The sequence below is a fragment of the uncultured Flavobacterium sp. genome, assembly GCF_963925185.1.
Classification (GTDB): domain Bacteria; phylum Bacteroidota; class Bacteroidia; order Flavobacteriales; family Flavobacteriaceae; genus Flavobacterium.
On record NZ_CAWURC010000027.1, the window covers coordinates 79348 to 100658 of the forward strand.

The window sequence follows — 21311 nt, forward strand, 5'->3', positions numbered from 1 at the left end:
AAAAGTTTGTTAAATCTTTAAATGATTTCAACATTAGACTAAAAAAATGTAAATTCGCAATCTATGAAAGAACAAGACATAAAAGCGATACAGCAGTTGTTATCAACTCCAAAAAAAATTGCCATTATCCCACATCGAAATCCTGATGGAGATGCTATGGGTTCTACCCTTGGGTTGTATCACTTTTTATTAAAAAATGGACATCAAGCTGTTGTGGTTTCTCCTAATGAATTTCCCGATTTTTTAGCTTGGATGCCTAGCTCGAACACCGTTAAAATATTTGAAAAAGATAAAATAAACTGCACCAAAATCCTCGAAGAAGCCGAACTCGTTTTTACCTTAGATTATAATGCTTTGCACCGTGTGGGCGAAATGGAGAATATATTAAGCGAGCTAAAAGCTCCGTTTATTATGATTGACCACCATCAATCGCCGGATGATTATGCTGCATATACTTATTCGGATATTGCCTTTGGCTCTACTTGTGAAATGTTGTATAATTTTATTTGCTTTCTTGGAAAAAAATCCGACATTGACAAAACAATAGCAACCTGTATTTATACTGGAATTCTAACCGATTCAGGTTCATTTCGTTTTCCAAAAACAACAGGAACAACGCACAGAATTATAGCCGATTTGATTGATTTGGGTGTTGAAAATACCGAAATTCCAACCTTAGTGTATGACAATAGTTCCTACGGAAGATTACAATTACTGGGAAGAGCGCTTCAAAATATGAAGGTTTTGGCAGCTCATAAAACAGCTTATACTAAGCTTACACAAGAAGAACTGAACACTTTTGACCATATTAAAGGGGACACTGAAGGAATTGTGAATTATGGATTAAGTATAAAAGGCATTGTTTTTACAGCCATTTTTATAGAAAATGCAGAAGAAAAAATTATCAAGATTTCGTTTCGTTCCCAAGGCAATTTTGATGTCAATCAATTTGCAAGAAATAATTTTAGTGGAGGTGGCCATCGCAATGCTGCCGGAGGAAAATCGGAATTATCGATGGAAGAAACTGTAAATAAATTCGAAGATCTGGTAAGCAAAATAGAAATATAAAATAGTATGAAAAATAATAAATTATTGATAGTCGTACTTTCTTTCCTTTTTTTGATTTCAAGTTGCAAACAACATCAAGAAGCCAGAAGACCCATTTCACAGACCTCGGGGAATTTTATGAAAAAATCTGCCGAAAGAAACAAGAAATTAATTGCTGGGGAGGAAGGGCAAATCGATTCGGTTATAAAAAGCAATCCTAAAGTAAAATATATTGCATCGACAAAAGGATATTGGTACACTTATATAATTCAAAATACATTAGACAGCCTGACTCCAAAAAAAGGAGACGTTGCCTTTTTTGACTATGAAATAAAAGACATTAAAGGAAATGTAATCTATTCCGAATTCGAATTAAGGCCACAAACCTATTTAGTCGAGAAACAAAACATCATGACAGGGTTGCGAGAAGGTATAAAACTGATGCATAAAAATGAGAAAGTAATTTTCCTTTTTCCGTCGCATATTGCCTATGGCTATCATGGAGATGAAAAAAAAATAGGAACCAATCAACCCTTAATCTGTACAGTTAGACTTCATAATTTCATATCCGAAGAAGCATTTAAAAAAGAAATACAACTCAAAACTGGAACATCCCAAAAACAACAATCAAATCTAGAAATCAAATCAATCGATTCTACAAAACAATAAAAAAAAATTAGAAATGAAAAAAAGCATCTTATTTGCATTCCTCCTTTTCGCCTCACTATATTCTTGTAAAGAGGAAAAAAACAATCTACCTGACGGATTATATGCTCAAATTGAAACTAACAAAGGAAACATAATCGTACAATTGGATTATGAAAAAGCACCTATTACTGTGGCAAACTTTGTCACTTTGGCCGAAGGAAAAAATGAATTTATCACCAATAAAAACCTTAAAAACAAACCTTTTTACGATGGATTGAAATTTCACAGAGTAATCAAAGATTTCATGATACAAACTGGCGACCCACTAGGAACAGGTTCAGGTGATACCGGTTGTAAATTTAAGGATGAGTTTACAAATTTAAAATTTGACAAAGGTGGCGTTTTGGCTATGGCCAATAACGGTCCTGGAACCAATAGCAGCCAGTTTTTTATAACTCACGTTCAAACACAATGGCTCGAAGGCAAACACACCATTTTTGGCAATGTCGTTGAAAAAGGGATGGAAGTAGTCAACATTATTGAGCAAGGCGATTCTATGCTTAAAGTAACTATTATCAGGAACGGAAAGGCTGCAAAAAGGTTTAATGCTGTAAAAGTATTTCATGATTATTTTATTGTAGAATCGGATAATCAAAAGAAAAAACTGGAGGAAGAAGCCCTTTTAAATTTAAAATACAAAGATATATGCAATCAAAATGCGGACTATTTAACTTCTTTAAAATCAAAAGCAATAAAAACCCCAACTGGATTACAGTACGTGATAACCAAAAAAAGTGGTGGTAAAAAACCCGCTAACAGAGCTAACATCTATATTCATTATGCCGGTTTTCTAGAAAACGGAACCCTATTTGATTCAAGTATTGAAGAAGTTTCAAAGACTTTTGGAAAATTCGACCCTAACAGGGCGGCACAAAAAGGATACCAACCCATTTCTTTTAAAGGAGGTCAAAAAGTGGGATTGATTCCTGGTTTTATCGAGGGAATCGAGAAATTATGTTTTGGCGACAAAGCCATTATCTTCATCCCTTCGAATCTTGGCTACGGCGAAGCGGGTGCTGGAAATGTAATTCCGCCTAATGCCGACATTATTTTTGAAATTGAATTATTGGAAAAAATGCCTCAATAATTTATTAAACAGTAAACTACCTCGGGTCAGAGCCCAAGAGGCATTAACAAAATAACAGCCACAGATTCACAGATTTTAAAGAATCTTTTTTAATCTGTGAATCTGTGGCAAAAAAATCGAAGCAAAACTTCGAGGAATTAAACATAAAGAGATTAAAAAAAGTCATACCTTAAAATTACTCAAAATGAAATCTAAAATCCTATTATTATTATTCTTGGGAATGTTGAACATTCAGGCTCAAACAATCAAAAAACCAGTTGCAACAACAAAGAAACCTGTAACGACATCAAAAGCTACTTCTAAAGCTCCAGCTGTTGTCGAAGGAATTTTTGCAACTATTTTAACTAACAAAGGGACTATCGTTGTTCAATTAGAATATCAGAAAACGCCAATAACTGTTGCTAACTTTATCGCATTAGCAGAAGGAAAAAACACTTATGTAACTAATGAAAAATTAAAAGGAAAACCATTCTACGATGGACTCAAATTTCATAGAGTAATTGCTGATTTCATGATACAGGGTGGTGATCCATCAGGAAACGGTTCTGGCGGACCAGGTTATGCTTTTAAAGATGAATTTACAGATTTAAAATGTGACAAAGCCGGAATTTTGGCAATGGCAAATTCTGGCCCTGCTACGAATGGAAGTCAATTTTTTATCACCCATAAAGAAACCGCTTGGTTAAACGACAAACACACCGTTTTTGGTCACGTAACTCAAGGAATGGATATCGTAAACTTAATTGCACAAGATGATCTCATATTAAAAGTTACCATTACCCGAAAAGGGACTTTGGCTAAAGCCTTTGATGCTCCAAAAGTATTCTCAGATTACTTTGTAAACAAAGCAGATGACGCCATAAAACAAAAATTAATTGCTGAAGAAAACCAGAAAAAACAAGATGAAATTGCCGCGGAAGCAAAAAGAGTATATCAAGAAAAATATGCCAGTGTTATCGCTGAAAAGGCCGCTTATTTAGCCACTGCAAAATCGGAAGCCACTATAACTCCATCTGGATTAGCCTACAAAATCACTGAAAAAGGAACAGGTATAAAACCTGCTGACGGCACAACTTTCAATTTTAACTATGCCGGTTATTTTGAAGATGGAAACTTATTTGATAGCAGTTATGAAGGCGTTTGTAAAACTTACGGGAAACACGATGCTAATAGAGCTGCCCAAAACGGATACCGTGCTTTTCCTTTTCAAGCTGGAAAAAAAGACGGAATGATTCCAGGTTTTCTTGAAGGATTAAGCTTATTATCGTTTGGAGACAAAGCCGTAATTTTCATCCCTTCTAATCTAGCTTATGGCGAAAGTGGTGCCGGTGGAGTGATTCCGCCAAACACAAACTTGGTTTTCGAACTAGAGATGATTGAAATACCACCTACAACCACGCAGGAAAAATAAAACATACCAAGCTAAAAAAAGGGATTTACAAACAAAGTAAATCCCTTTTTTTATACTATTTATTTCCAAATTTCCAGTCAAATTCATCCTTAGCATTTATGATCGCGCCAATTTCGAATTTAACAACCTCATCATATTCCGTTTGAAGGATGAACCAATTGTCCTCGTTGAAATAGTTTTCGAAAGTATCAAAATCTTCCCGAGTAAACTTAGTAATTCCTTTTGTAACCAATTCGTTTTTGACATCATTGATTTTTTTGCCAATGACCTTATGACCAAATAATTCTAAATCTGGACTCGAAGCTACGATGTAACCCAGTTTAAACTCTTCTTCCTGATAGAACGTCAAACGCATTTTTAGAGCATTGTAGGCAAAAATAATGTTGTCGTCTTCGTCCTTGTAATTCCGGTCTGGTTTACCATAAATAGCGGCAACATCGTTCTGTTTCATTCCAAAAAGGAGTTTTTCGATCCCGTTTTTTAAGTTTATTTTCATAAGTGTTTTGTTTCCCGCAAAGTTCGCAAAGTTTTTCGCAAAGTGGGTAAAGTTTTTAATTTAAAAACAATTTGCTACTTTAGTACATTAAAATACTGATTATTGTGACATTTCAAAGAATCTAGTTGGATTACTTGTTTATTCTTCCAATGGAGTAGCAAATATAAATCTCCCACTTTTTTTACCAAAAAATACCTCATTTGAATTAATTGTAAATAAAAGATTACAAGTAACACGAACCCTATATGATAATAAAGCATATCTAAATTATATTGAAATTGATAATTAACCAGCCCATAACAGCAGCTATTGTTTTAGAAGTGCCAAAAGCCAAAAAATCCTCCGTGAAGAATAGCGAACCCCTCTTGGCTTTTTTTATTTTAGCAATTACTTTATCATCAGTGCTTTGCATGGTTATATTGTTTAGTATTTGTCGCAAAAATAGTAAAAATTTGCGACAAAAAATAGCATTGAAAAGTTTTTCTGTTGGATGTTTTAATAGTTGTCTTTAAATCGTGCCAATTATATTAAATATTTATTTTAGATATAGTACAATTTTATAAAGTCAATGAATACAATACTTTAAGTGCAAAATGGAACTGGCAGTAACAAAATGAGGATAACAGCTGTTTGGCAAGATTCCGACTTTTGTAGTAAATTCACGTTTACATTTCGCAATAAATTTTATCCTTAGCAGAAAATATAAGGTTACGAAGTTCGCAACCTCGCCAAGCGGCCAAACGCCCAACGCCGACCGTCAGCAACAATTATAAAACCAACAATATGACAACCATTGAAAGTAAGAAAGTATTCATAGCAAGAAATCTAATTTTGGTTCTTCTGACACTTCAATTCTCATCTTGCACGGGACAAGTGAAAGAAAAATCTGTTAATGATACAATAGAAAATGAAGTCAACACCCAACCACTCATTTTAAATCAAAGCACGACCTTTCCGCAAATTCACACCAACTTAAATGGTATGGTAAGAGCGTTTGTAAGGACAATGTATCAAGACAAAAAAAGGAACTATTGGTTTGGAACAAATGGAGATGGAATTATACGCTATAATGGACAAATACTTGAAAGAATCACCATTGCTGGAATCAGTCCACATTTTAGGGTTTTAGAGATTGTAGAAGATAAAGTAGGTAATATTTGGTTTGGAACATCCGAAGGACTCATAAAATACGATGGTGTAAAATTTAAAACATTTTCATTCAAAGAAGGACTGCCAGGTGTGAATGCGGAAATTTGGGGTTTAACAATTGACAATAACGGACTTATTTGGATTGGGGCGACAGGAGGAGTTAGTCAATTTAATGGTGAGACGTTTATACCTTTTTCTTTGCCAGCTTCAAAAGTCGAAAATGCAAAACCAATGCTATCTGACAAATTGGTTTTTAAAATCATAGAAGACAAGAATGGAAATATGTGGTTTGCTACTGATGGGAATGGGATTTTTAAATATAAAAATGGAGAATTTATTCATTTAACAGCAAAAAGTGAACTTACCGATAATAACGTTGCAGATATTTTAGAAGACAAACAAGGAAATATTTGGATTGGAACTTTTAATGGCGGTGTGAGCAAATTTGATGGTAAAACATACACCAACTTCACAAAGGATGGAATTATTGCAGGTGTAGAAACTTATAATTTTTATGAAGACAGCCTAGGGAATATTTGGTTTACGGCTGAAGGTTACGGTGTTTACCGATATGATGGCAATAATTTCAAACAATTCACAACTGAAGATGGCTTGACCTCCAATGTTACACAAAGTCTTTTCGAAGATAACAAAGGACAAGTTTGGTTTGGAAGCTGGCAAGGATTAAGTATTTATGATGGAAAAATAATTATGAATGCTAAAGACAAAGAAACTTGGACGAACTAAAAATAACTGTTGCTAACAGCCGTTTTGCAAAAGCAGGGGTTTCGTGCTTCTATGAAAGTGAAGTGCTAAATTCAAGCTTTGTGCATCTAATGAAGTTTAGTGCTGAAAATCCCCGCCTTCGCCGAACGTAGAAAAAACAGAAATGTCTTGAATATGAAAAATAATTTTTAATATTAATTCGATGAAAAAAATAATAAGAATCTCATTATACAGTTTCCTAGGATTAGTGCTACTTGTATGCCTTTTGTTTGGATATAGTGACAAATCTGTAGCTGGTTTAAAATCAAAGTACGCACAAGCTCCTTCCGAATTTGTTAAAATAGACGGTATGAATGTTCATTTCCGTGACGAAGGGAATACACTTGATTCCTTGCCTATTGTGTTGCTCCACGGCACAGGATCGAGCTTGCACACATTTGATGAATGGACAGTTATTTTAAAAAAAAATAGACGGATAGTCCGTATGGATTTGCCTGCGTTCGGATTAACAGGTCCATTCCCAGACAAAAATTATTCCATAGATCATTATGTAAGTTTTATAGAAGATTTTTTAGCTTCGCAAGGAATTAATCGTTGCATACTTGGCGGAAATTCTTTAGGAGGACAAATTGCATGGAGGCTTACACTCAAAAGACCGGAAATAGTTGCTAAATTAATTTTGATTGACGCAGCAGGTTATCCTAAAGAATCTACAAGTGAACCCATTGCCTTTACTATTGCTAAAATTCCCGTATTGAATAAAATACTAACATTTATTACCCCCCGATTCGTAGCGAAAGCCAGCGTTAAAAATGTGTATGCAGAAGATGCTAAAATAACCGAAGAGCTTGTTGACCGATACTTTGATTTAGCATTGCGTTCAGGAAATCGGCAGGCATTGGTAGATAGAATGAAGGTGGAATATGGCTCAAACTACCTGGACCAAATAAACCAAATACAACAACCAACATTGTTGTTATGGGGAGAAAAAGATTCACTAATTACAATTGCAAGCGCTTATCATTTCCATCGTGATTTACCGAATGACACCTTAGTAATTATAAAAAATTCCGGGCATGTACCTATGGAGGAAAGCCCAAAAGAAAGTTTGACCCCCGTTTTAAGTTTTATTCAGAAATAAGTATAATGTATATTTTTCAAATTATGCAGGATCAAAGGCAAACGTACTAAATTTTTCGCTTCTCTTTATGGTGAATTAAAACCAAAGAGAGTAGATGTATGTGTTTTATCTCCAGGTATAACAAACACACCAATGGTAGTAGACAACGGAATGGATTGGAGTAAGACGCCAATGACAAGGCTTGAAAGTATAATGCTTTTGAGCCACTACTTTTTTATACAAAAATATGGGTAAAAATATTAATTAATATTCCCGTTTTTGTGTGCTTTTTTTTAAGTATGATTTTTACAGAGTCTAATCTGGGAAAACAAATTCATTTTCGGAAAAATCCAAAACGTCTGATTTCGTAGCGGTACGAATGATTTCGTCGATACCTTTTTGAAGCAACAAGGACGTGGTGTATTTTCGGCTTGTAGCCACAAGAGTGTCATCAATCATCATTTTAAAAAAATATTTCCCGTTAGCAGCCCTTGATTTTACGTAAGTATAATTGTCTATGGTAGATTTCATCTCTTCGATGACGGTTGCGCAATCCATCTTTAGTTCAAAAGTCGTGCTTGTAAAAATAGTTTTTCCTTTTCTGGACGTGAATACAAATTTGTAGCGATCTTCAAATCGTTTACTGATAACAAATGCTCCCATAAAATAGTGAATGTGCAATTAAAATAGCCTACTTATGGCAAGAATAATATTGTTTTGGTGTATTTTTAGTCTCTGATATAAAAACCCTATTCGTTCATTTCGTCGTAACGTTCGGGAATTTGCGGGTCATACAACGGACATTTGAATTCTTCTAAAGTATCTGCGAGCAAATTCATCGTTTTTCCTTCGGTTCCGTAGCAATCAATTTTGATACTTTGTGCAGTGGTTTTTACATGAAAAGCGCCTTTTCCTTTTGGGTTTTTCCAACTATTTTCATCTACTTTTTCCCAGTTCGAAAAAACGGAAGAAATACGATTCAGGATGACTGGAACCGGAAGCGTTTCGAGACCTTCGACCTCTTGTTGTTCAGCCAAAGCTTCATATACCAAATGATGATTTAAATAAATTCCGTCTTGATATTGCCAAAAAAGTAGTTCGTACATGGATAAAAATTTAAGGTTTAAGGGTTTAAGGTTTAAAAAAAATAACCAATCAACGATTAAACTTTTAAACAATTAAACCATTTTTAATATTCGAAAGTTCCGTATTCGCTGCTAATAGTCAATTTTTTAACATCGGCTGCTTCCACTCTACCCACAATTTGTGCATCGACATCGAATGATTTTGAAATAGCAATAATTTCCTGAGCAATGGCTTCGGGAACATAAATTTCCATGCGGTGACCGCAATTAAAAACTTGGTACATTTCCTTCCAATCCGTTTTTGATTGCTCTTGAATTAATTGAAACAAAGGTGGAACTGGAAATAAATTGTCTTTTATTATATGCAGGTTTTGTATAAAATGCAAGATTTTAGTTTGCGCTCCACCGCTACAATGCACCATTCCGTGGATTTCGCTAGACGAATATTGGTCTAAAATTTTCTTGATAATAGGCGCATACGTTCGCGTTGGCGAAAGCACTAATTGTCCGGCATCGATTGGTGAATTGTCGACAGCATCGGTCAATTTTACCTGACCCGAATAAATCAAAGCTGATGGAACAGCAGCATCGAAACTTTCTGGGTATTTGGTTGCCAAATACTTCCCAAAAACATCGTGTCGCGCAGATGTCAATCCGTTGCTTCCCATTCCGCCATTATAGCTTTTTTCGTAGCTGGCTTGACCAAAAGAAGCCAATCCAACAATTACGTCGCCCGCTTTAATATTGGCATTGTCAATTACTTTAGAACGCTTCATTCGGGCTGTAACAGTCGAATCTACGATGATGGTGCGAACAATATCGCCCACATCGGCAGTTTCGCCACCGGTGGAATGAATAGTTACGCCAAAGGAATCTAATTCTTTGATCAATTCTTCGGTTCCGTTGATGATGGCCGAAATCACGTCGGCAGTTATTAAGTTTTTGTTTCTTCCAATAGTGGAGGAAAGTAGAATATTATCGGTAGCACCCACACACAATAAATCGTCGATATTCATGATTAAAGCGTCTTGCGCAATGCCTTTCCAAACCGAAATGTCACCCGTTTCTTTCCAATACATATACGCCAAAGACGATTTTGTTCCTGCACCATCAGCGTGCATAATGAGGCAATAATCGGCATCATTGGTTAAGTAATCAGGGATAATTTTGCAAAAAGCTTGGGGGAACAATCCTTTGTCTATGTTTTTTATGGCGTTATGCACATCTTCTTTGGATGCCGAAACACCGCGAAGTGCATACCGTTTGCTGGAATCTGAACTCATTTTATTTTGTGTAGTGTTGTTGGTTGTCCATCAAAGGAGGATGCCGCAAATATAAATATTTTTTTCGGGTATGCCTATTCCGTTTTGATAAGTGTTTTGAAAAATTATCAGACTAAAAATGCCTATCCAAAACCGGATAGGCATTTTCAATAAACTCCTGCTTAAAAATTATTTGGTAAGCAACAATTCTCTGTATTTAGCTAATGTCCAAGTTTCGTCATCAACTAATAACTCTAATTTGTCACAGTGATTCCTGATTTCTTCAAAATACGGTTTCACGTTGTTGCAATACGCTTCGGCCATAGCTTGAGCGTCTGTTAAATGGTTTGCTTTCTTTCTTTCGTTAGTCATCGCCTCTACTTTAGAATTAATTCCTTCGATATGTCCAGAAATTTCTCGGATTAAGAGAATTTGTTCTTTGGCAAGAACTTTATATTCTTCTCCGAAAATTTCTTTCAAGCCTTTCACGTTTTCAATCAAAGTGTTTTGGTACCGAATCGCTGTTGGAATAACGTGATTTTGAGAAAGATCGCCTAGAACCCTACCTTCTATCTGAATTTTTTTGGTGTATTCTTCTAATTCAATTTCATAACGTGCTTCCACTTCTATGTGGTTCATAATTCCCATTTCTGAAAATAAATTCAACGCTAGTCTTGAAGCTCTAGCTTTCAAAGCTTCGGGAGTTGTTTTGAAATTGCTCAACCCTCTTTTGGCGGCTTCAATTTCCCAAGCTTCACTGTAACCGTCGCCTTCGAAAAGGATTTTTTTGGAAAGTTTGATGTACTCTCTCAAAACATTGAAAATGGCTTCGTCTTTTTTCAAATCTTTCGTGTCAATTAAAGCATCAACCTCAATTTTAAAATCTTTCAATTGTTTAGCAACGATGGTGTTCAAAGTTGTCATGGCATTCGAACAATTCGCAGAAGAACCTACGGCCCTGAACTCAAATTTATTTCCCGTGAAGGCAAATGGTGAAGTTCTATTTCTGTCGGTATTATCCAAAAGGACATCTGGAATTTTACCTACCACGTTTAATTTTAAATCGGTTTTTTCTTCGGGGGATAATTTACCTTTTGTAACCCCTTCTAATTCAGCCAAAACCTTCGTCAATTGTTCTCCAATAAATACCGAAATAATTGCTGGTGGTGCTTCATTGGCTCCCAATCTATGGTCGTTACCGGCAGTTGCTATCGCCCCTCTCAATAAAGATTCATAATCATTTACGGCTTTAATAGTATTGATGAAGAAAGTCAGAAACTGTAAATTACTCATTGGCGTTTTGCTAGGACTCAACAAGTTTACACCTGTGTCAGTCGCCAATGACCAGTTGTTGTGTTTCCCGGAACCGTTTACGCCTTTAAATGGTTTTTCGTGTAACAACACTTTTAAATCGTGGCGTTCTCCCACTTTTTGCATCACATCCATCAACAAGCAGTTATGGTCAACCGCTAAGTTTGTTTCTTCGAAAATTGGTGCCAACTCAAATTGATTGGGTGCCACTTCGTTATGGCGCGTTTTCACGGGAATTCCGAGCAACATACATTCTTGTTCTAAATCCCTCATATAAGTTAGGGCACGACTTGGAATCGAACCAAAATAATGATCATCTAGCTGCTGTCCTTTTGCCGAAGTATGACCTAGCAAAGTTCTGCCCGTCATCACAAGATCAGGACGAGAGTTTGCTAATGCACTGTCGACCAAGAAATATTCTTGTTCCCAACCGAGGGTTGCAGTAACTTTTTTTACATTTTTATCGAAATATTTACACACTTCTGTAGCTGCATCATCCATGGCAGATAAAGCTCTTAAAAGTGGAATTTTATTATCCAAAGCTTCTCCGGTATACGAAATAAAAACCGTCGGGATGCATAAAGTCGTTCCATAAATAAAGGCTGGCGATGTAGGATCCCAAGCCGTATAACCTCTTGCTTCGAAAGTATTTCTAATTCCTCCATTTGGAAAACTAGAAGCGTCTGGTTCTTGTTGCACTAATTGTCCTCCACCAAATTTTTCTACTGGATCGCTTCCATCATACGAAGTTTCAAAGAAAGCATCGTGCTTTTCGGCAGTGCTCCCCGTGAGTGGCTGAAACCAGTGTGTATAATGAGTTACTCCTTTAGACAAAGCCCACTCTTTCATACCCATTGCGATATAATCGGCTAATTTTCTATCGATTTTAGTTCCATGTTGAACTGCACCTTGTACTCCTTTTAAAGCATCTGAAGTTAAATATTGCTTCATTGCTTTTTCATTGAACACATTTGAACCAAAAATAGTTGATTTTCTGTCTGTTTCTTCAAAATGAACAGGCTTTCTAGTTGAAGCTTCTTTTAAAGCTTGAAAACGTAATGTTGACATAATAAATAAATTTTCATCAAAGATAATTATTATTTTTAGCATACAAAATATATAGTATTTAAAATTTTACCCATGTAAAAATGGGGTATTCGCAAAAACAACATATAAGAATGTATTTTAACCCCCATTATTTTATACATACTAACATTTAAATTACATTTGCAATATTAAATAAATTTAAATTATTATGGCTAAAATAAAATTAGAGTACATTTGGTTAGATGGATACGAACCAACTCAAAACCTTAGAAGTAAGACTAAAGTAGAAGAGCATGACGATTTCAAAGGAACCTTGTCCGAAATTGGAAATTGGTCTTTTGATGGATCTTCAACAAAACAGGCAGAAGGTGGTTCGTCTGATTGTTTATTAGTTCCCGTAGCAATTTATCCTGATCCAACGCGTATAAACGGATACTTAGTAATGACAGAGGTTATGTTTGCCGATGGAAAGGCACACCCTTCAAATGGGAGATCTACTATTGATGATGATGGTGATTTCTGGTTTGGTTTCGAACAAGAATATTTCATTATGGACACGAAAACTCAATTACCTTTAGGATTTCCTGTAGGTGGTTATCCAGCTCCACAAGGTATGTATTACTGTTCAGTAGGTGGTAAAAACACACATGGAAGAAAATTAGTAGAAGAGCATGCCGATTTATGTATTGCAGCTGGACTTAATTTTGAAGGAATTAATCAAGAAGTTGCTTGCGGACAATGGGAATTTCAATTGTTTGCCAAAGGAGCTAAAAAAGCAGGTGACGAAATCTGGGTTGCTAGATATTTATTAGATCGCTTGACTGAAAAATATGGTTACTATATCGAATACCACCCAAAACCTTTAGGAGATACTGACTGGAATGGTTCAGGTATGCACGCTAACTTCTCGAATGAAGTTTTAAGAACATGTGGAGATAAAGCAACTTACGACAAAATTTGTGAAGCTTTCCGTCCAGTTGTTGAAGAACATATTGCTGTTTACGGTGCTTATAACGAGCAACGATTAACTGGTAAACATGAAACTGCTTCTATTCACGATTTCTCTTATGGAATTTCTGACAGAGGTGCTTCAATCAGAATCCCTTTATATACAGTTCAACATGGTTGGAAAGGATATTTAGAAGACAGAAGACCAGCTTCTAACGGTGACCCGTATAAAATTGCGGCAAGAATTATCAAAACTGTAAAATCAGTATTATAAACCTTTGCCATTAAAGACAAAAAAGTGTTTTCAGAAATGAAGGCACTTTTTTTATGCTTTAAACTTTTATATCAAGACCAACGAAGTATCTTTGCAACTCATTACTTTTTATTACATAATTTGAAATTCTTAAATAAACATGATTGTCTGGATTTTCTTTTTAGCAGCTATACTATTATTTCTTGCACTTGACTTGGGTATTTTTAACAAAACACCACACATCATTAGTACCAAGGAAGCAGGAAAATGGACTACCATTTGGGTGACAATGTCCTTTCTGTTTTCGGGAGTAATTTATTGGCTGTATGGCAATAATTATATTTCAAACCCTGATGGATTAAAGCCCGCTGCAGCATCTATAAAATACATTATTGGATATTTGATCGAATTGTCGTTGAGTGTCGATAATATATTTGTAATCGCCATTATTTTTTCGGCTTTTCGAATCCCTCAAAAATACCAACATCGCGTTCTGTTTTGGGGAATTATGGGAGCTATTGTCTTCAGAGGTTTAATGATTTATTTTGGAGTACTACTCATCCATAAATTTAGTTGGACAACGTATGTTTTTGGGGCTTTCTTGATTTTTACAGCAGTAAAAATGTTGTTTACAAAAGAAGATGAAAAATTTGAACCCAAAAAATCTTTTGTATACAAAGCATTACGAAAAATAATTCCCGTTACCAGTCACATTGATGGAGAACATTTCTTCGTAAAAAGAAGACATATCACCGCGGCAACACCTTTGCTTGTAGCTTTAATTGTCATTGAAGTGATGGATGTCGTTTTTGCGATGGACAGTGTACCTGCTATTTTGGCCATTACTTCGGATCCTTTTTTAGTTTTTAGTTCCAATATTTTTGCCATCCTGGGATTGCGTTCCATGTATTTCTTTTTAGCTAATATGCTGGAGAGATTTAGCCATCTGCAATATAGTTTAATCGCCATATTGAGTTTCGTAGGTGTTAAAATGTTACTTCATGATTATTATGAAATACCCGAATGGATTTCGCTGGCTTTCATTGCACTTTCATTACTTATTGGAGTTATAGTATCTTTAAAATTGAACAAAGAAGAGTATTGGGATGAGGTCCTAGAAAAAAACAAATAAAAAAAGGAAACCTTTCGATTTCCTTTAATTTTAACCTTATGAATGTTTTTTTTTAGAAATTAATCTTCTGAATTTGGCTCTCATTAATGTTTAATGCCGAAATTACCGCTGCATAATTGTTAGTGTCAAATGAATTTGCAAAACTTGCCGGAACAATAACAATTCTTAAAACTTGGTTTACCCTAAAATCAGTTGAAACAGTTTGCAAGTCATTTCCAATCATATAAATATTCACATCGTTTTTGGTAAAATCAAAATCATATCCAAAATCAAGCGTTCCATTACTAAAATAATGAGTTTCCGGCAATAATTTCCATAAATCCTGACCTTGAATTACTCCCGATAATCGATAAACCAAAACTACATCAGAGGTATATATTGAAGGATTAAAAGACACTAATTTGGCGTAATTATTAGTCGAATTAAATGAAGTAGTAACTTCAAACACTTCACTTATCGTATCATTATCAACAATAGGTCTATCCTCGGTTACGGTACAACTTTGGAAACTAAATATCCCTACAACGGCTAAAATGGTAATTATTTTTTTCATGATTTTAAATTTAATGATTTATACTTTAGACTCTATTCACGAACTGTGCCAAAGTTATTTTAAGAAAAATTTGTAGCTTTGAAAAATGAAAAACAAAGTAAAACTTTATATGGTCATGCTGGGCTGCACACCAGAAGGCAGACTTACAGAACAACACGATATATTTTTTGGAATTGGAAATTCTTTATCAGAATTGGTTCCACAAATGAAAGCTTTTTGGCCTGAAGCAAAAGGTAAAATCCATATTGATGCTTGGCGAGAGGTTACAGTAGTTGATAATCATAAAATAGAAATTATTTCCAAAGTTGATGCTGTTGCAAATGCTTCTCAACTTTTTTTTATAAATCTTGGTGGTTACAAAGAAAATGAATTTGAAGAGTACCACTACAAAATTTTGGCAACTGGAACTTCATTGGCGGAAGCCACAAAAAAAGCAAAAGCTACAAGTTTCTATAAACATTATGGATTTAAAGGAGCCACTTCACATATTGATGACAAATACGGTATAGACGTGGATGATATTTTTAACGTTGCAGATGTTCTTGCACCTAAATTAAAAGAAAAATTCGCTTTGAAAATTTCTGAAACTAATAATGCTTTTGAAGATGAATTGCGTATTGGGTACTTGAAATTGGAAAAAATAGGATGAAGTAGCAATTTACCGAAGTATAATCTGGTTACTATTTTCAATGTTCTTTACTGACTTAGTCAATAAATTGACGAGGTCAAGCTTAATTTTTTGTTTTGAATTATCAATCGAAGACACTATAACTTTAAGAATATACATTTCATCAATCCAGTAGCTATCATATTCTTCGTCTATAATATTTCCATCAATTTGAAAAACTGTAACATTTTCACTTGGACTTATATATTTTAACTTAAATTCATTTAGACTTATATAATTATGGTTATCTGTTGTTTTACCTTGAATTATAAGTTGCCCATAATATTTTACAGAATCAATAATTGTATCTTTTTTAATAACATTTATTGAAGCAATACTTTCTGAATTTAATGTTGATAACAAGGTGTAGCTTACTAATTTTCCATTAAAAAAAACAGCTGGATGATTTTTTGAAACTTTTTTATAATTATAAACTACTTTTATAGCTGTGTCGGTAATAGCTGCTGGATTACTAATATTCAAACCCTTAACTTTACCTGTAAGTTGCCCAAAAGTTGTTATTGATAAAAAAACAATAATTATGGATAATTTTAATTTCATTTTAAAAAATAGAAGTTTGACTACACTAAAGATAGTGAATTATACTATTAAATCCTGCTAAAAAGCGGAATAAGCGATTCACACGCTTTGCGTTGCAAAAGCATTTCTCTGCTTACATATTCCGTCTATACTGACCGCCAACTTCAAAAAGAGCAGTTGTGATTTGCCCTAAGGAACATACTTTTGTAGCTTCCATTAAATGTTCAAACAAGTTTTCGTTTTTTATAGCTGCTTCTTGTAAAGTATCCAAATGTTCTTTTACAAGATCATAATTAGATTTATGAAGATGACTCAACATCGTAATTTGATATTGTTTTTCTTGTTCTGTAGCACGAATAACTTCGGCAGGAATTATTGTTGGTGAACCCTTGGAGCTCAAAAACGTATTTACCCCAATAATAGGGAATTCACCCGTATGTTTTAAGGTTTCATAATACAAGCTTTCTTCTTGAATTTTACTTCTTTGGTACATCGTTTCCATGGCACCTAGAACTCCCCCACGCTCGGTGATTCGATCAAATTCAAGCAAAACTGCAGCTTCCACTAAATCGGTTAATTCCTCTATAATAAAAGCACCTTGAATGGGATTTTCGTTTTTAGTCAACCCCAATTCTTTATTTATAATCAATTGAATTGCCATTGCACGACGAACCGATTCTTCCGTTGGCGTTGTAATTGCTTCATCGTAAGCATTGGTATGCAATGAGTTACAGTTGTCGTAAATTGCATATAAAGCTTGCAACGTAGTACGAATATCATTGAAATCTATTTCTTGAGCGTGCAAAGAACGTCCAGATGTTTGAATGTGGTATTTCAACATTTGCGCTCTTTCATTGGCACCGTATTTATTTTTCATAGCTTTCGCCCAAATTTTACGTGCCACACGACCGATAACCGCATATTCAGGATCAATTCCATTAGAGAAAAAGAAAGATAAATTAGGTCCAAAATCGTTAATATCCATTCCACGACTTAGATAATATTCCACATAAGTGAAACCATTAGAAAGTGTAAATGCCAATTGTGAAATGGGGTTTGCCCCTGCTTCTGCAATGTGATAACCCGAAATGGAAACCGAATAAAAGTTTCTTATGTTATTTTTTATAAAATATTCCTGCACATCTCCCATCAAACGAAGGGCAAATTCTGTAGAAAAAATACAGGTGTTTTGTGCTTGATCTTCTTTTAAAATATCAGCTTGAACAGTTCCACGAACTTGCGAAAGGGTTCTTATTTTTATTTCATTATAAACCGATAATGGTAAAACTAAATCGCCGGTTACTCCTAAAAGTAGTAATCCCAAGCCATTATTTCCTTCAGGTAATTCGCCTTGATATTTTGGTTTTACTGTTCCTTTTTGTTTGTAAATTGCAGCAATTTTAGTCTCAACTTCCTTTTCTAATCCGTTTTCTTTGATGTAATATTCACATTGTTGGTCGATGGCAGTATTCATGAAAAAGCCCAGCAACATTGGCGCAGGCCCGTTTATGGTCATACTCACCGATGTTAGGGCGTGCACTAAATCAAAACCAGAATACAATTTTTTGGCATCATCTAAACAGCAAATAGAAACACCAGCATTTCCGATTTTTCCGTAAATATCTGGTCGGATATGTGGGTCGTTTCCATATAATGTTACGCTATCAAAAGCAGTAGAAAGTCGTTTTGCTGGTAATTCTGCGCTCACATAATGAAACCTTTTATTGGTTCGTTCTGGACCACCTTCGCCTGCAAACATTCGGGATGGATCTTCACCTTCTCTTTTAAATGGGTATAAACCAGCGGTAAATGGAAATTCTCCAGGTACATTTTCTTGTAAGTTCCAACGTAAAATATCGCCCCAAGCTTCATACTTTGGCATTGCAATTTTAGGAATTTTTGTATGCGATAAACTTTCGGAATGGGTGGCAATTTTGATTTCTTTACCTCTTACCTTAAAAATATAAAATGGATTTTTATATTTAGCTGCTTTTTCATTCCAAGTCAAGATTATTTCCCAATTATAAGGATCTAAATCCATTTTTACTTCCTCAAATTGATTTAATAAAAGAGAAATAAAAACTTTGTCTTCTGGTTTTTCATTAGCAGCATTCAAAATTTTAATACCTGATTTATTCAGAATTGGCTCATTTCCAGAAACACTTTCAATGGTTTTGAAAATACCATATAATTTTTGTGCTACTTTTTGTTGTGTCAATGAAATGGCGTCATATTTACGATTATTTTCTGCAATTTCAGACAAATAACGGGTTCTATGAGGCGGAATAACAAATATTTTCTCGCTCATTTCACGAGTTATTTTAAACGTTGATTTCAAATCACTGTCCGTTTTTTCAACGATTTTATCCATTATCGCTTTGTAGAGCGTATTCATTCCTGGATCATTGAATTGAGAAGCAATGGTCCCAAACACAGGCATATCGTCAGGATTTAAATCCCAAAGATTATGATTGCGTTGGTATTGTTTTTTTACATCACGAACGGCATCAAGTGCACCACGTTTATCAAATTTATTGAGTGCTACTAAATCTGCAAAATCAAGCATGTCAATTTTTTCTAATTGAGTTGCAGCTCCAAATTCAGGTGTCATTACATATAAAGAAACATCGGAATGATCCATAATTTCGGTGTCCGATTGACCAATACCAGAAGTTTCTAAAATAATGATGTCGTAATTTGCTGCTTTTAATACTTGAATAGCATCGGAAACATATTTTGAAAGTGCCAAATTGGATTGGCGTGTTGCCAATGAACGCATATAAACTCGTGGATTATTGATGGCATTCATTCGGATTCTATCGCCTAATAATGCGCCCCCAGTTTTTCTTTTTGATGGATCTACAGATATTAACCCGATGGTTTTTTTAGGAAAATCGATTAAGAAGCGGCGAACCAATTCGTCAACCAAAGATGATTTTCCAGAACCACCTGTTCCTGTAATTCCAAGAACGGGAGTGTTAGACGTTTTATTTTTTTGTTGGATTTTCTCTAATATTGGCTTGGCTATTTCCGGAAAATTCTCTGCTGATGAAATTATTCTCGCAATAGCTTTTGGATTTTTTTCTTCCAAATGATTGATCTCGTCATCTAATATATTTCCGATTGCATAATCCGATTTTTGAACCAAATCATTAATCATTCCTTGCAAACCCATTTTTCGTCCATCATCAGGAGAATAGATTCGCGTGATTCCGTAATCTTGTAATTCGGCAATTTCAGAAGGCAAAATTACACCTCCACCTCCACCAAAAATTTTGATATGCTCTGCTCCTTTTTGTTTGAGCAAATCATACATATATTTAAAATATTCATTGTGTCCTCCTTGATAGGAGGTAAGTGCAATGGCATTGGCATCTTCTTGAATGGCTGTATTTACAACCTCTTCGACGCTTCTATCGTGACCAAGATGAATTACTTCAACACCTGTGGATTGTATAATTCTTCGCATGATATTTATAGCGGCATCGTGACCGTCAAAAAGGGAGGCGGCGGTTACAATTCGAACTTTATTAATAGGAACATAAGTTTTTACTACTTCCATTTTATGAATATGATAATTTATGAGTGCAATTTACGGAATATTTAAAAAATAATTTAAAAAAACTGGCGTAAATCTAAAAATTTCATACGCCTCCTTTTTTATTGAAAAATAAGATTAATTTTGAGAAAAAATAGTGACAAACGTTTCCGTAAGTTCGGAAATTATCGCCCTGATGGAAGCGGCATCACACGCTTTTTAGCGTAGATACAGTGTACAGCAGGACACGAGCAAAGCGAACAGACGAAGTAAAGAGGTCCAAAAAAAATAGTATGCAACAAATTACCATCCTTATTCACTGTGCAGATCAAAAGGGAATTATTGCCGCCGTAACTGATTTTATACTTAAGATTGAAGGTAATATTATTTATATTGATCAGCATGTAGATAGAGAACAAAATGTTTTTTTTATGCGGTTAGAATGTGAACTTACTAATAAAAACAGCAATTTGGTTGCTATAAAAAATGTCTTTCAAATAGCTATAGCAACTAGTTTTAATATGTCTTGGGAGATTTATGCCAAAGAGCAAAAACCAAAAATGGCATTATTTGTATCGAAATATGACCACTGTCTATTTGATATTTTGGGGCGCTACAGTGCTGGAGAATTGAATGTGGAAATTCCTTTAATTATTAGCAATCACGAGGATTTGAAGCCTATTGCGGAACGTTTTGGTATTCCATTTTTCTATGTTCCATTTACAAGGGACAATAAAGAAGAAGGTGAGAAACGACAAATTGAATTACTCCAGAAATATGAAATAACTTTTATCGTTTTGGCGCGTTATATGCAAATCATAACTCCTAAATTGATTTCACTTTACGAGAACAAAATCATCAATATTCATCATTCATTTTTGCCAGGATTTAAAGGTGCAAAGCCCTATCACCAGGCCCATGAGCGTGGCGTAAAGATTATTGGCGCAACAGCGCACTTTGTGACCTCCGATTTGGATGAAGGTCCAATAATTGAACAGGATGTAGCTCATGTAACACATGCATCCACACCTGAAGAATTGATTGCACTTGGTAGAGATATTGAAAGACGAGTTCTAGCTAAAGCTGTAAAACTTTACGCCGAAGATCGCATTTTTATCGTTGGAAAGCGCACTGTAATTTTTAATTAAGACTGTAATTTTTAATTAAATTTAGTGTCCTCGGCCGGAGTCGGACCGGCGACCTACCGCTTAGGAGGCGGTTGCTCTATCCA

19 protein-coding genes are annotated in these 21311 nt (G+C 34.9%); 10 read left to right on the forward strand and 9 right to left on the reverse strand.

The window, feature by feature from the left end; genetic code table 11:
* The first annotated feature begins 63 nt into the window (after positions 1-63).
* The 4 genes from AABM59_RS06405 to AABM59_RS06420 all read left to right on the forward strand — a co-directional run bounded on the left by AABM59_RS06405 (position 64) and on the right by AABM59_RS06420 (position 4253).
* Complete coding sequence (locus AABM59_RS06405; protein ID WP_338408148.1) at positions 64-1068, forward strand: bifunctional oligoribonuclease/PAP phosphatase NrnA; 1005 nt, start codon at positions 64-66, stop codon at positions 1066-1068.
* A 6-nt stretch (positions 1069-1074) separates the two neighbouring features.
* On the forward strand, positions 1075-1716 hold the full coding sequence (gldI, locus tag AABM59_RS06410) for a gliding motility-associated peptidyl-prolyl isomerase GldI (RefSeq protein ID WP_338408149.1): 642 nt from the start codon (positions 1075-1077) through the stop codon (positions 1714-1716).
* A 13-nt stretch (positions 1717-1729) separates the two neighbouring features.
* The gene (locus AABM59_RS06415) at positions 1730-2842 is read left to right on the forward strand and encodes a peptidylprolyl isomerase (RefSeq protein WP_338408150.1); all 1113 of its coding nucleotides are present in this window, start codon (positions 1730-1732) and stop codon (positions 2840-2842) included.
* 184 nt (positions 2843-3026) lie between these two features.
* The gene (locus AABM59_RS06420) at positions 3027-4253 is read left to right on the forward strand and encodes a peptidylprolyl isomerase (protein WP_338408151.1); all 1227 of its coding nucleotides are present in this window, start codon (positions 3027-3029) and stop codon (positions 4251-4253) included.
* 55 nt (positions 4254-4308) lie between these two features.
* Here AABM59_RS06420 and AABM59_RS06425 read toward each other — a convergent pair whose 3' ends face one another.
* On the reverse strand, positions 4309-4749 hold the full coding sequence (locus tag AABM59_RS06425) for a hypothetical protein (protein ID WP_338408152.1): 441 nt from the start codon (positions 4747-4749) through the stop codon (positions 4309-4311).
* A 262-nt stretch (positions 4750-5011) separates the two neighbouring features.
* Entirely contained in the window at positions 5012-5161 is a 150-nt protein-coding gene (locus tag AABM59_RS06430; protein WP_338408153.1) for a hypothetical protein, read from the reverse strand.
* Positions 5162-5532: 371 nt separating this feature from the next.
* On the opposite strand from AABM59_RS06430, the gene AABM59_RS06435 reads away from it, so the two are divergent.
* Entirely contained in the window at positions 5533-6645 is a 1113-nt protein-coding gene (locus AABM59_RS06435; RefSeq protein ID WP_338408154.1) for a two-component regulator propeller domain-containing protein, read from the forward strand.
* 328 nt (positions 6646-6973) lie between these two features.
* Positions 6974-7765: an alpha/beta hydrolase gene (locus tag AABM59_RS06440; protein ID WP_338408155.1), complete on the forward strand. Its 792-nt coding sequence runs from the start codon at positions 6974-6976 to the stop codon at positions 7763-7765.
* A gap of 294 nt (positions 7766-8059) precedes the next feature.
* On the opposite strand, the gene AABM59_RS06445 is transcribed toward AABM59_RS06440, so the two are convergent.
* From AABM59_RS06445 to AABM59_RS06460, 4 genes are all read right to left on the reverse strand, one after another.
* Entirely contained in the window at positions 8060-8407 is a 348-nt protein-coding gene (locus AABM59_RS06445; RefSeq protein WP_338408156.1) for a DUF1508 domain-containing protein, read from the reverse strand.
* Positions 8408-8493: 86 nt separating this feature from the next.
* Positions 8494-8850, reverse strand: a complete 357-nt coding sequence (locus tag AABM59_RS06450) for a hypothetical protein (protein WP_338408157.1) — start codon at positions 8848-8850, stop codon at positions 8494-8496.
* 83 nt (positions 8851-8933) lie between these two features.
* Positions 8934-10112 (reverse strand): AIR synthase related protein, encoded by a 1179-nt coding sequence (locus AABM59_RS06455; protein ID WP_338408158.1) that lies wholly within the window; start codon positions 10110-10112, stop codon positions 8934-8936.
* A 168-nt stretch (positions 10113-10280) separates the two neighbouring features.
* Positions 10281-12470 carry a glutamine synthetase III gene (locus tag AABM59_RS06460; protein WP_338408159.1) on the reverse strand — a complete coding sequence of 730 codons (2190 nt, stop codon included), beginning with the start codon at positions 12468-12470 and terminating at the stop codon, positions 10281-10283.
* Positions 12471-12657: 187 nt separating this feature from the next.
* On the opposite strand from AABM59_RS06460, the gene AABM59_RS06465 reads away from it, so the two are divergent.
* On the forward strand, positions 12658-13671 hold the full coding sequence (locus tag AABM59_RS06465) for a glutamine synthetase beta-grasp domain-containing protein (RefSeq protein WP_338408160.1): 1014 nt from the start codon (positions 12658-12660) through the stop codon (positions 13669-13671).
* A gap of 139 nt (positions 13672-13810) precedes the next feature.
* Positions 13811-14782 (forward strand): TerC family protein, encoded by a 972-nt coding sequence (locus tag AABM59_RS06470; protein WP_338408161.1) that lies wholly within the window; start codon positions 13811-13813, stop codon positions 14780-14782.
* A gap of 52 nt (positions 14783-14834) precedes the next feature.
* On the opposite strand, the gene AABM59_RS06475 is transcribed toward AABM59_RS06470, so the two are convergent.
* Entirely contained in the window at positions 14835-15335 is a 501-nt protein-coding gene (locus AABM59_RS06475; RefSeq protein ID WP_338408162.1) for a hypothetical protein, read from the reverse strand.
* Positions 15336-15420: 85 nt separating this feature from the next.
* On the opposite strand from AABM59_RS06475, the gene AABM59_RS06480 reads away from it, so the two are divergent.
* Positions 15421-15984 (forward strand): DUF1543 domain-containing protein, encoded by a 564-nt coding sequence (locus AABM59_RS06480; RefSeq protein WP_338408163.1) that lies wholly within the window; start codon positions 15421-15423, stop codon positions 15982-15984.
* Positions 15985-15993: 9 nt separating this feature from the next.
* On the opposite strand, the gene AABM59_RS06485 is transcribed toward AABM59_RS06480, so the two are convergent.
* Both AABM59_RS06485 and AABM59_RS06490 read right to left on the reverse strand, forming a co-directional pair.
* Positions 15994-16563 (reverse strand): hypothetical protein, encoded by a 570-nt coding sequence (locus tag AABM59_RS06485; RefSeq protein WP_338408164.1) that lies wholly within the window; start codon positions 16561-16563, stop codon positions 15994-15996.
* Between the two features lie 112 nt (positions 16564-16675).
* Positions 16676-20104: a methylmalonyl-CoA mutase family protein gene (locus tag AABM59_RS06490; RefSeq protein ID WP_338408165.1), complete on the reverse strand. Its 3429-nt coding sequence runs from the start codon at positions 20102-20104 to the stop codon at positions 16676-16678.
* Between the two features lie 269 nt (positions 20105-20373).
* Between AABM59_RS06490 and purU the strand changes: the two genes are divergently transcribed.
* Positions 20374-21228 carry a formyltetrahydrofolate deformylase gene (purU, locus tag AABM59_RS06495; RefSeq protein ID WP_338408166.1) on the forward strand — a complete coding sequence of 285 codons (855 nt, stop codon included), beginning with the start codon at positions 20374-20376 and terminating at the stop codon, positions 21226-21228.
* The last annotated feature ends 83 nt before the right edge of the window (positions 21229-21311 follow it).